This window comes from Bradyrhizobium sp. ORS 285, from assembly GCF_900176205.1.
In the GTDB taxonomy this organism is placed as follows: domain Bacteria; phylum Pseudomonadota; class Alphaproteobacteria; order Rhizobiales; family Xanthobacteraceae; genus Bradyrhizobium.
Map to the genome: position 1 here is coordinate 1,065,766 of NZ_LT859959.1, position 12,506 is coordinate 1,078,271.

A 12,506-nucleotide genomic window follows, 5' to 3' on the forward strand; every position below is an offset into this window, starting at 1 on the left:
GGGCCATCAGGCGCTGGCAGCGCCCCCAGCTCATTGTCCCCAGGCGCTGAACGCGTCCTTGAATGCGCGATCACCCTCCGCTCCCTTCTCGATCGCCAGCACGGCGCGGCTGCCGCCGTTGTACACGATCGGGATATCGATCCATTCCTTGCCCTTGAGAAGCAGGACGTTTCGCTTGGTGTCGACCTCGCTGGCCGACAAAGCAATCATGAAGAATTCAGGCGTCACCTTGGCCGTCAGCGTGGCCAGGGCGGCGCCGCGGCCCGCTTCCTTGGCCTTCATGGTGACGCCCTTCAACGTTTCGACCCCTGCGTAAGCAGGATCATCGGGCAGGTTGAACTTGACCTCCAGGATGTGGCTCGCCGGCATGTCGCTTTCGACGTTTCGCCGCAGCGACAGCGTCGCCTTCATCCGCTTGTCGATCTCGACATCGCCTTTGAGCGAGGCGGGCACGCTGCCGGCGGCCGGCTCGACGCGCCAGGTCACCTTGCCGAGATAGCGCTTGCCGAGCGGATCCTGCGCATCCTCCTGGTACAGCACCGCTTGCGATTGAACCGGTTCGGCCGCGCCGGCGGCCGCAGGCCGGCCGTCCGGCGTCAGCCGCTCCGCCGTGACCTTGCGCGGTGCGGTGCTGTCCGGCAATGCGGCCGCAGGCGAGGCGACATTCCAGACCGCCGCAAGCTGGTTCGAGACCGTGCGCCAAGCGGTCGCGATCCCACCGGCTGGTTGTCGCCAGTAGATGGCTCCGCCGACCATCGCCACGACAATGACGGCTGCTGCGGCGACCGCGCGCCGGCGGAGCGAACGGTGCGGCGGCGCGCTCGCCCGATCAGTCGAACGACGATTGCGGATTGCATAGCTGCGCAACCGGGTTGGCCCAATGTGCGCAGCGGTCATCTCTGCTGGAGACGCCTCGTGTGCCGCGACGGCGGATGACGCGACATCCTCCATTGTTGATGTTGCCTCGGCGATTTGATCAGCGGCCGCCGGTGCCCGGCGCTCCTTCTTCGCCGGTGCTGCAGCGATCTCCATGGCTGCCGGCATCGCTACGGGTGCGTCATACGCGACGATCGTCGGTCTCTCAGCCGGGACCGCGCGTGCTGATCGGCGCGAGGCTCGCACATCGCTTTCTGCTTCGTCGCGGTCCGTCCGGCTGCGCAGCCACTCGGGTGCCGGGCCTTGGATTGGCAATGGCGGTTCGGCGTGCCTGTCCTGGCGGGCAAGCGACAGGCCTTCCGCGACTGTCGCGATCTCATCCTCCAGCGAGGAGGCCGGGTGCGTCACGGCTGAGACTGCCGGGACGACGTCGTCCGCCGGGGCCGGCGCTGGTAGCGGCGCAAGTGCCTGTGACGGGCCGGCCATCGACACCGCGAGGGGAGCAATACGGCGGGCGTGCTCGCGAAGCCGGATCATCCGGTTCGGGAAGAGCAGCTGGAGGAACTCACAGAGTGCCGCCTTCGGCGGCATCATCTGGCGCAGGGAGACCGGAGCGCCGTCGAGCCGGACGGGCGCGCCGATCATCTCCTCCGCGGGATGATCTTCTGCGACCGCGAGCACCTTGCGCCCCCTGACCAGAATTGTGAGGTCGCGCAAGTCGGACTGCGATGCATCGGCGACGACGACGAGATCGAAAGCGCCGAGCCGCGCCGGCAAGTGCTCGGCAACGCGCCAAGCCGGCATCAGGTGGCAGGGAATGCCGTCATGGCAAGCTTCGAGCGCCTCGCGCGCCTTTTGGCGCAGACGGGAGGCGCTGGGACCGGAGCACGCCGTGGCCAATTTCCGCAGCGTCGTGGTGAACAGGTTGAAGGCTTGCCTCACGGCGCTGCTGCTGTTCTGCGCAAGGTCGAGCTGCATTCGCGCGACGACGACCTGCTCGAACAGCTCACGCAGTCTCGTCTCCAACGCCGCGCGCTGGCCCGACAGATCCTGCAGCCGCTGATGCTGACCGAGACCTTCGGTCTGGCGCATCAACACAGCCCAGTTCCAGGCCACCGTCCAATCCACGACCAGCACGGGATCGCCGATGTCCTGGCGGGCCGGCTCGGTTCTGATGCGCCTGGCGAGCGCTCCCGCTCCGGCCTCGGTCGCCGCCGCACAGACCTCCTGTATGAGTTCGATATCCTGGCGCCGGTCGTGCAGCCTGTGCAGCATCGTGACAACCGCGGTCCAGCGCGTCTCGATCTCGTGTGCGTCGACGTCATCACGACCGATCTGCGACAGCACCTCGGCCTGAACGCGCGCAGTGATCGCACCGGATCCATCAAACAGCTTGGTGAGCCGGGTGAGCTCCGTCCGTTGTTGACTGATCCGGGCTGCGCCGCTCCTGACGACGGATGCGAGCACGGCGAGCCTTGGTCCGTCAGCCAGCAACCGGGCGATCTCGCCCTCCGGCATCGACAGTTTCGCGGCGGTCGTCAGGACATTCCGCTTCGCGAGCGACGCCATCACGATCGCGGCCTCGACGTGCCTGACGACCCGCTCGTGGTCGTGGAGCGCGTTCGACGAATCCTGCTGCGGCAGGGGCGCGCCGATCTCTGCCGCCAGCGACCGCCATCGCACGTCAAGCGAGTGCAGGTGGCGTCGCCAGGTGAGATAGTCGCGAACATGGGCCCAATCGGCCGCGCTCTTTGGCGGGAAGCCTGCGACCTTGATCGCATCCACCGTCGGCTTCAGCGCGCGTCCGGTCAGCGACACTTTCGCAAACGCCCGTTGCTTCGACGACAGGCGTTCGACCGCTGCCAGCAAATCATCGCTGGTGAACGCGTCTGCGGGCGCCTCCACCGGTTTCACCAGGAAACCGGCGCGCCGTGCCAATAGTGATGATGCGTCTCGGGCAAAATCGACCAGAATGCCGCCGCTGGCAGGTATGTCATCGACCGTTGCGCCGACCGGCGACAATGCGGCGAGCCATGGTTCGGCGGCAATGACCCGATGCGCGTCCGCCAAGGCATCGAGATCGCCGGCGAATCGGTCCGCACCCTCGGGATCGAGCGCGGCAATGGCCAGGCGCGCGAGCCGGTTGTCATCATTGTCCGTCGTCTTCCCCGCCGCAATCGGCTGCAGATCACGATGCAGACGTGCCATTGTCGCGGCATCCGGCAGGCTTTCGACCTCAGGCAGGTGATCATCGACATAAGCGAGATCGTCACCGAGCCGTAGCCGGGCCTCACGAGCCTGCTCGATCGCTGCAACGATCAGGTCGGTGTCACTCACAAACTTCAGCGGCCGATCGGTGAACCACGCATGGTCGTCGCGATCTGAAGCCAGCTCGGCCAATTGCTCGAATGACGGCGCGCCGTCTCCGGAACGCAGCGCCGTACGGCTGGCGATCTCGGCGACCTCATCATCGAGACGGCTGATGGTGTGGCTGGTCGCGATGATGTCCTGCTCGAGTGTGTTGACCTGTTCGGCCTGGTCCCGCAGGCTTGCATTGTCGACGATCGACTGCAGCCGGCCGATCACGCCCTCGGCGTGCTTCAACACGTCTTTGTCGGATCCCGTCAGATCCAGTGTGAGATCACGAACGGCACCGGGCAGTTTCTCGGCAAGCAGCGCGAGCGTCAAATCGTTGCGAGAAACGATCAGGACGCGCAGGCCGAGCGCCAGATAGTGGCAGACCACGTTGGCGATCGCGGACCTCCGGTCGGGTCCTGTTGCGCCTCGCACGACGACCCCGTTCGACCGCCGAAGCTGGCGCACGATCTCCATCTGGTCGGAGTTCGTCGGCAGCGGGAAGAACAGGTCGCCGCGATCGGTCGGCACGTGCACATCCGGGACGATATCGATCGGATCGCCAATGACGCCAGACAGCCTGCGGCGCGGGCTGTCGAGGGCGTCGTGATCGGGGGCGCCGAGCAGAAGGTGGCTCATCCCGGCAAGACAGCACTCTGTGGACGACGTGTATTCCATCGCTCGTCTCAGGCGCTCGATGTCTTGCCGCAGCAGTGCTTCCGAGCGCGGCCGCGCAAAGATCACCCAGCGATCCGAAACGACCAACTGCCCGCTCTCATCGGGCAGCAGCAGCGCAGAGTCGGGCGATGTCGGGCAATAGATGCCTTGCGGATCGAGCTGCGCGCCAATGGCACTGAGAATGGGCTCGAAGCTGGAAGGCGTGAACGGCGAGAGTTCTCCGCCGCGCTCGAGCATTTGCTCGGCCGTGTGAGCCGCCGTCTGTGCAGCGGGTGTGAGCGGTTCGAATGCCTTCAGATTGGCTGTCGCGCCGGAAAGGCGCGGCCGTATCCGGAGTTCGGCATCTGAGCCATGGAGACATTCAACCGTGACCAGCCGTTCGAGCAGCGGGAGGTCCAGGTCATGTCCATGACGGCGCCATCGCGATACGCCCAGGCCCCACACGATCTCGCAGCCACGATGGTGCTCTCCGGACTCCGCGGCGCGAGCCATCTCGCGTAATCTTTGGTGAACCGCCATGGTGCGGCGACGCGGCCGTTCGATCGCCGCCCACGCAGCCCAGGGACCGCTGAGATAATGATCCAGGCGTTCGACCAGATCACTCCGGTGCTCCAGGTGCAGCCGTACGTTCCAGAGCCCGCTGCTGCCGTCGTGTCCGGTCGCCGGAGAGCAGAGGTCGGCGCGAGCGTGCCCATCCGCAACCATCCGCTCCTTGTCCGACGCCGGCACCGTGACCGTCACACGCTGCCGCACCAGTGGGCGGCGGTTCGGATCGGAGGACACGTCGATCCACTTGGCCAGATCGCTCTCGACAGCAGGCGGATCGGTGGCCGCGAGGTGCTCGATGGAAAGCCAGACCGGCCCGTCCGCATCGAACGTATTGAAGGTGATGCCAGGCAGTTTCTCCAGCTCATGCTGGTGGATGGCATAGCGCCGTCGGTCCCCAACCTCATGGTCTGACAGACGCTCTATTTTCAGCGCGTCATCGGCGATCGTCTCCAGGAGCTGACTAAGCAGGTTCTGCAACGGCTCAGTCGTGGCCTCCGTCCGATGGATAGCGTTCATGACTCTCCTCCAATCATGGCCGCAGTGAAGCGCGCGATCGGTTCATTCTCGGTCGTCAAATTTCCAGCCCCATCCCGCCCTGCAGCGAACCCCGGTCGCCGCCTTCCGCGATCGGTTGAGGCGGTCCGACGTTTGCAGTCGAGGCGCGGTCGGTTGATGTCGTCGGTCCAAGCTCCGGCACGAATACTGTTCGCAAGCGGGACAGGCGACACTCACTCCTCAGCAATAGGTGAAGGCAATGCGGCGTAATGATGGGGAGGATATTAGTGAGACGCCCGATTAGTCCGACGGAGCAGCTCATTTACAATCATTCAAAGAAGTCCCGCGATCGGGGGACGATTGTGTTTTAGAATCTCTTTAAACGATCGGCATGCTCCTCCGCTCGCGCTGCCTTGATTGTCAGTCGAAGGTATTCATTTCCGCGTCATGACAGAGATCCTCAGCTGCCATGCGTCATGTCGCCGCAATCTGGGCCCGGGCCTGCGGCAGCTTTTCTCTCCTGAATTCAAGAGCTGATTGAAGATTGCGCCATTGCCTCACCGCAATCTCTGTCGAAGTGCGGCAATCGATCCGGAAGTGTGGCGCCAGCTAACAAGACGCGCCGTAAGCCCGCGAATGCAACCAGGCAGAGTGCGGGTCTGGCATTCGCGTCACGCGGATGTCGCGTAGGGCAATTCATCGACAATTGAACTACTTAGCTCGGTCTGAAGGCGCCGTTCCCCGGCCTCCGAGCAAGGCGCCGCCTCGCTCGTTCGAGCGTCGTTGGCCCGCGTAGTCAAAGTGCTGACACGCGGACATCGCTCGCGAGCCCAAGTATCGACATCGCCCGCCTCTAGCGCGAATGGCTTGCAGTTGTGCGCGAGCAGTTTCGGTCGCGCGGGCAGGGGATCTACGTCCGCGCGACAATCATGGGGAGGTCTGACTGATGAGATTGACTAGCTGCAGTATTGAGCGCGCCGGCGATCCGGCATCTCCACACTCTGTTGCGTCGACCGCTCGTCATGGTGCTCGATCAGTTCGCAATCGCGGAATACTCTGCTCGTCTCTGCTTGCCGCAGTATCCACCTTGGCGCTCACCGCCGGGGCCGTGCGGGCTGAGGAGGCGCGTTCGCGGCCTGCCGAGAGCGCGGCGGTCAAGGCGCTGATGGCGAAGCTCGATGCCATGGAGCAGCGCATCAACACGCTGCAGGGCGAGCTCAAGGACGCGAAGGCGAAGAAGGCGGCCGGTGTCGGGCAATCCGCGTCGCTCGCATCCAGGCGCCCCTCCGATCCGGTCGGGTTGAACGGGAAGGACGCTCAAGCAGGCGTCGCGAAGGCATCCGGCGCCGCGCAGGGTGGCTCTCAGGCGGGCGTCAACGCCATGGCGCTTGCCAGTCCGAAGGACGTCAAGTCGGCGTCGACAGCAGCCTCCGAGCCGCAGTCTCCGTCTCCGGTCTCCCGACTGGCCGCAGCATTCGCGGATTCTGACCCCAAGCCGAAATTCCTCCCCGCCGCTGATCTCAACAAGGCAGCGCCACCGCCCGGAAGAGATCTGTTCGGCGCGGCCCCGTCGCCGGTGCCGGGGATGCGGATCGGCATGTATGGCGAGATCAAGCTCGGCTCGATGCAAAACCCTGCCGCTAATGGCCAATGGCAGAACGGCTTCGACATGGCCCGCTTGGTGCTGCTGCCGACTTATCAGGTCAGCGACAACATCACGTTCAATGCGGAGCTGGAATGGGAGCACGGCGGCACCGCGTTCGATAACGATGACAAGCTGCACGGCGCCGTCGAGGTCGAGCAGGCCTTCTTCGACATCAAGTTCAACGACCACTTCACCTTACGCTCGCCGGGTATCGACCTGATCCCGATCTCGTTCACCAATCTCTATCATGAGCCGACGCTGTTCTATAGCGTGCAGCGACCCGAACTCGCCAACGGCCTGATCCCGACGACCTGGTATGCGCCGTCCGCCGGCTTCTACGGCAAGATCGTGGACGGGTTGAACTATCAATTCCAGGTCAGCCAGAGCGCCGAGGATTTCGGCGATGATTTCGGCCATCGTGGCGACAATGGCCATATCACGCCCGGCGGTTACGAGGCCGGCATCAGCGGCTCGGAGGCGCTCGCACTCTCGCGCGCGCCGATCGGCGACTTCCGCCAGATGAGCAATGAGCTCGCTTATACGTTCCGGCTGAGCTATGCGCCGTCGTTCCTCCCCGGATTTGCCGGCAGTTCGGCGATCTATTATTCGCCGAACGTCACGCCGCGCGGCGCCTATGCCACCCAGGCTGACGGGACGGAGACTCCGCTCGGCAGGAATGCGATGACGATCTTCAATACCGAGGCTCGGTATCGCGTTCCCAATACCGGGCTCGAGTTCCGCGGCGAATATGCCTATGTGCACTTCTCCAATCCGGAGAACCTGCGGGCCAACAACGATCTCGACGACACGAACAATGTCGGCAAGAGCATGTGGGGATATTCGGCCGAGGTCGCTTATCACTTCAGGGCGCCTAACGACTACGACATCGTGCCGTTCTATCGCTACACGCGCCAGAACTTCCAGACGTCGGGCATGCTCGGTGCCGACATTCTCAATGGTCTGAACAACCCCACGGGAAGCGGCGACATGACGTTCCACGATGTCGGTCTGGCCATCTTCCCCAATCCGAGCCTGGTCTACAAGATCAACTACACCAAGGTCATCGATCACAGCGCGACCGGTGCGATGTCCGACCGGGTTCTCGCCGGTGTGGGCTGGCTCTGGTAGGGCGTGACGGATAGGCCGCTACCTTCGAGAGAGCGGCCTGTTGTTCAATTCCGAGAGTGGTCCCCGGGACGGATCGAAGATCCACCTGTCCCGGGGAACGTGACGAAGGACTCGACACAGCGGGTGGGCGCGCGAGTGGTAGAGATTGGTGAATTGAGTCGAGGCCGGCTGCGGTGCCGCATGCTTGCAACGCTGGCGGTGATGTCGGTGACGCTTGCGGGATGCAATCCGGCGACGCTTGGAAGTGACAACCGCGGCGACGACGTGATGGACAAGGTCGGGCGGCTCGATCTTTCGCCGCGCTATCCGAAGCAAGTCATGCCCGAACAGTCGCCGGCCGCGCGCCGTGCGCGCGCGGAGATCTACGGCGGCAACGACGATGCAAGAGGTGCACGCGACGCACGCGCGGAAGTGCCGGCTGCGAACGCGCTTCCCATTCAGGAGGTCGCGGCGCATTCGCAGGCGGTCGGAAACGGGTTCGAGCTGAACTTCGAGAATACGCCGATCGCAACGGTGGCCAAGGTGGTGCTCGGCGACATCCTCGGCGTCGGCTACTCAATCGATCCGAGACTCCAGGGCACGGTCAGTCTGTCGTCGGTCCGCCCGGTGCCGAAATCGGACGTGGTCTATGTCCTCGAAAACGCACTTCGCCTGTCGGGAACGGCGCTGGTTCGCGACGGCTCGGGCTATCGGCTGATTCCGCTCGGGGAGGCGGCGGGGGCAGGCACCGTCGACTCCTCCGGAGGCTCGACTGAGGCCGGCTACGGCATTACTGCGTTGCCGCTGCAATATGTCTCGGCACCGACCTTGTTGAAGCTGCTCGACAGCTTCGCGCTCAAGCCCGGAATGGTACGGGCCGATCCTGGCCGTAACCTGCTGCTGATCCAGGGAACGGGAGCGGAGCGCCGCACCGCGGTCGATGCCGCGCTCAGCTTCGATGCGGATTGGATGCGCGGACAATCGGTTGGAATCTTTCCGATCACCAACGGCAATCCCGAGCCGATCGTGGCCGAGCTCGAGAAGATCATGGATACGGGCGACAGTGGGCTCGGTCAGAACATGGTCAAGTTCCAGACCGTCAGCCGGATGAATGCGGTGATGGTGATCAGCCGCAAGCCAGCGCTGCTCCACACCGCCGAGACCTGGATCAAGCGGCTGGATGCCGGCAACACGCTTCGCAACAGCGTCCACGTCTACCGCGTGAAGTACGGCGAAGCGCGACAGATGGCCCGGGTGTTGAACGAGATGTTCACGGGCAATGCGAGCAGCGCGGATGTGTCGTCAACCGATCTCGCTCCCGGATCTGGCGCCATGTCGACGTCGAGCAGCGAGCGGCTCTCGGCCGCCAGCACGACGGGGCAGTCGAGCGGCAGCTTCTCGGGACAGCCGGGCAACAATGGACTGGTCGCCAACCGTGGCTTTGGTGGAGCACCGCCGCCGACGCAGGTCGCAGCCGATGCCGGAGCTGAGCCGCGCACGTCTGGCGCGGGCGGCAAGCCGCTGATGGACGGCGTGCGGATCACGCCCGACATCGTCAACAACACGCTTCTGATCTATGCCGACCGGGAAAACTACCGCATCATCGAGGCCACGCTGCGGCAGTGCGATCGTCCGCAGCTGCAGGTCGCAATCGATGCGACGATTGCCGAGGTCACGCTGAACGACAATCTGAACTACGGTGTGCAGGCGTTTCTCACCAGCAAGAATCTGGGCCTGAGACCGGACCAGGGCTCGCTGCTGAACACCAGCTCGACGTCGGCGCCGGCGACGGTCGCATCGGCGGCCGGGACGATCACCAATGCCTTCCTGAATCGCGCATTCCCTGGATTCAACTTTCTGATCGGCTCGGAATCGCAGCCGAGTGCGATCCTGAGCGCGTTGCATACCGTCACCGACGTCAAAGTGCTGTCCAATCCTTCGCTGGTGGTGATCGACAATCAGGCGGCCACCTTGCAGGTCGGTGATCAGGTGCCGGTGTCGACCGGCAGCGCCACCGTTCTGACGACCAACAACACCGTCGTGAACACCATCGACTACCGCAACACGGGAATCATTCTGCGAGTCGCGCCGCGGGTCAATGAGAACGGCAATGTCCGGCTCGAGGTCGAGCAGGAGATCAGCAACGTTTCGCCGCAGACGGCCAACAGCCTCACGCCCACGGTGGCGCAGCGCAAGGTGAAGAGCTCGGTTGCGGTGGCGAGTGGTCAGACGGTGCTGCTGGCCGGTCTGATCAGCGAGACCCATCAGGGGACGCGGAATGGCGTCCCGGGGATCGACCAGATCCCTGGCCTCGGCGAGCTGTTCAGCAACAATGATCGCAGCCGCGGCCGGACCGAGCTGATCATCTTCATTCGCCCGCAGATCATCCGCGACGGCACCGATGCCCATTATGTCGCGGAGGAGCTTCGCTCAAAGTTGCGGGGCACGATCAGGCCGGTGTCGACGAGCGCCCTCCAGACGTCGCGGGCCAGTCGATGAGAGGGCACTCGAGCATGACTGTCAGCGTTCTCGCGCTCACGATCGGGCTTGCTGCAGCTGACGCCCGACCTCGTGCCGACGGATGGGCGGCGCTCGCGCGCGGCGATTACACTCGTGCGGCCGCTTTGCTGGGGCCCTTGGCGCAACGCGGGCAGCCGCGCGCCATGACCGCGCTCGGCTACATGTACGACAACGGCTTCGGCGTTCCGCAATCCTACGATGCCGCGGCCGAGCTCTACATCGCTGCCGCCGAGCACGGCGATCCTGCGGCTCAGCATCTGCTCGGGCTGAGCTACGACAAGGGGCACGGCGTCGATCAGGACGTCGTACTGGCCTATAAATGGCTGAGCCTCGCTGCGGCCGCGGCATCACAGCGCCAGCGTGAGCCGTACTTGCGAATTCGCAATGCGGTCGCATCGAAGATGTCGCACGAACAGATCATCGAGGGGCAGCATCTCTCGCTGGAATGGCAGCAGAGCAGGATTGGAAGACCGCGCCGTGAGGCATCGGCGTCAAGTTTGTAGTAGTTCTAAGTCGACGATCTCATAAGTGTCATCTTTGCATTCGAGTACGAAGGGTCTCAGATGAAGGATCCCGTACCCACGGCATGAGGGGATCGGGTCCGGTCCATCACGGGAAGCGCCATGGTCTCGACTTCTCATCATCGCCCGACCGACGACCCGCAGGGCCACGCGTTCGCCCGTTTCGGCGGCTCGCGGCCCGAGCGGAATGAGGGACCGGAAACCGCTGTCGATACGAGGTCGGGCGGGTTCGCCGATGAGATCGCAGGGCAACTCGGATTGCCGCGGATCGCGCTCTCCGACCTTCTGGCGGCCGAGCCGCTGGTCGACCATTTTTCTTGGCGTTTCCTGCGGGAGACGGTCGTCTTCCCGTTTCAATCGGCACGGTATGGGCGATGCCTTGCGGTCGCCGATCCGCGCGACACTGCGTCCGCGCGTGCGGCCGAGCTGGTGTTCGGCGGTCCCGTCGCACTGGTAGTGGCCTCGGCTGAGGATATCTCCACGGCGCTGAGCAGGCTCGCCGACGATGATCATGGCGAAGGGCGCACCGAAGCTCCGCAGCCGCAACTGCGCGAGGACGACATTGAAGGCCTGCGCGACCTCGCAGCGGGAGCGCCGGTGGTGCGCGCAGTCAACGACCTGCTGGAGCAGGCGGTCGAGCTGCGTGCGAGCGATATCCATGTCGAGGCGATGCGCAGCGGGTTGTCGATCCGGATGCGCGTCGACGGTCTGCTGAAGCAGCTTCCGGCGCCTGCCGGCGTGCTGCCGCAAGCGGTGATCTCGCGGATCAAGATCGTCGCCGGCCTGAACATCGCGGAGCGGCGGTTGCCTCAGGATGGCGCTGCACGGCTGCAGGTCGGCCGCTCCGAGCTGGACGTGCGCGTTGCAGTGATGCCGACGCAACATGGCGAGTCCGCGGTGATCCGGCTGCTGCCGCGGGATCGCGGACTGCTTTCGATCGAGAAGCTCGGCTTTTCCGCTCACGACGACCGGTCGCTCCGCCGGCTGTTGGCGCTGCCGCATGGCATGATCGTGATCTGCGGTCCGACAGGCAGCGGCAAGACGACGACGCTGGCGACGGCGCTGTCGGTCCTCAACGAGCCGACGCGGAAGATCCTCACCATTGAGGACCCGGTTGAGTATGAGCTGCCGGGCATCAACCAATCGCAGGTCAAGCCGGCCATCGGGCTCACCTTTGCCTCGGCTTTGCGTTCGTTCGTGCGTCAGGACCCCGATGTGATCATGGTCGGCGAAGTGCGCGACGGCGAGACCGCCCACGTCGCGGTGCATGCGGCGCTGACCGGCCATCTCGTGCTGACGACGCTGCACACCGAGAATGCTGCGGCGGCGGTGCCGCGGCTGCTCGATCTCGGCGTGGAGGACTTCCTGCTTCGCTCGACGCTGCGGGCGGTGATCGCGCAGCGGCTGGTCCGCAGGCTCTGCGACCGTTGCAGGGCGAAGCGAACGCTGAGCGCCGGCGATCTCAATGCCGACCCGCGCTATGCGGCGGTCGGCTTCGACATCGGTGAGACCGTCTATGAGCCTGTCGGATGTGACAGTTGCGGCGGCGCCGGCTATCGCGGCCGGCTCGGCATCTTCGAGGTTCTCGAGCTCGATCCGGAGATCCGCTCGCTGATCCAGGGCTCGACAGACGCAAGCGCGATCGACCGTACCGCTATTCGCCGGGGCATGACGACGATGCTCGATGACGGCGCCGCCAAGTGCCGGGCCGGAGCGACGTCGGTCGCGGAAGTCCTGCGCGTCACAACGTTACGGTGAGC

General features: G+C 64.7%; 5 protein-coding genes. 4 read left to right on the forward strand and 1 reads right to left on the reverse strand.

Annotation, left to right across the window (positions count from 1 at the left end; all coding sequences use genetic code 11):
• Positions 1 to 30: 30 nt before the first annotated feature.
• Positions 31 to 4,974 (reverse strand): hypothetical protein, encoded by a 4,944-nt coding sequence (locus tag BRAD285_RS04680; RefSeq protein WP_006614940.1) that lies wholly within the window; start codon positions 4,972 to 4,974, stop codon positions 31 to 33.
• A 925-nt stretch (positions 4,975 to 5,899) separates the two neighbouring features.
• On the opposite strand from BRAD285_RS04680, the gene BRAD285_RS04685 reads away from it, so the two are divergent.
• The 4 genes from BRAD285_RS04685 (at position 5,900) to BRAD285_RS04700 (ending at position 12,504) form a co-directional block, all read left to right on the forward strand.
• A complete protein-coding gene (locus BRAD285_RS04685; protein ID WP_006614941.1) occupies positions 5,900 to 7,726 on the forward strand; it encodes a porin in 1,827 nt (608 codons plus the stop codon).
• A 180-nt stretch (positions 7,727 to 7,906) separates the two neighbouring features.
• The gene (gene gspD / locus BRAD285_RS04690) at positions 7,907 to 10,204 is read left to right on the forward strand and encodes a type II secretion system secretin GspD (RefSeq protein WP_139020714.1); all 2,298 of its coding nucleotides are present in this window, start codon (positions 7,907 to 7,909) and stop codon (positions 10,202 to 10,204) included.
• Positions 10,201 to 10,728, forward strand: coding sequence for a tetratricopeptide repeat protein (locus tag BRAD285_RS04695; RefSeq protein ID WP_006614943.1), 528 nt, complete (start codon positions 10,201 to 10,203; stop codon positions 10,726 to 10,728). The genes gspD and BRAD285_RS04695 overlap by 4 nt, the downstream gene beginning before the upstream one ends.
• A gap of 120 nt (positions 10,729 to 10,848) precedes the next feature.
• Positions 10,849 to 12,504: a GspE/PulE family protein gene (locus tag BRAD285_RS04700; RefSeq protein ID WP_006614944.1), complete on the forward strand. Its 1,656-nt coding sequence runs from the start codon at positions 10,849 to 10,851 to the stop codon at positions 12,502 to 12,504.
• Positions 12,505 to 12,506 lie beyond the last annotated feature (2 nt).

Bases quoted from the DNA above. Each gene is read 5' to 3' on its own strand.
- BRAD285_RS04680 (WP_006614940.1), bottom strand. From the start codon at position 4,974: ATGAACGCTATCCATCGGACGGAGGCCACGACTGAGCCGTTGCAGAAC.
- BRAD285_RS04685 (WP_006614941.1), top strand. From the start codon at position 5,900: ATGAGATTGACTAGCTGCAGTATTGAGCGCGCCGGCGATCCGGCATCT.
- gspD (WP_139020714.1), top strand. From the start codon at position 7,907: ATGCTTGCAACGCTGGCGGTGATGTCGGTGACGCTTGCGGGATGCAAT.
- BRAD285_RS04695 (WP_006614943.1), top strand. From the start codon at position 10,201: ATGAGAGGGCACTCGAGCATGACTGTCAGCGTTCTCGCGCTCACGATC.
- BRAD285_RS04700 (WP_006614944.1), top strand. From the start codon at position 10,849: ATGGTCTCGACTTCTCATCATCGCCCGACCGACGACCCGCAGGGCCAC.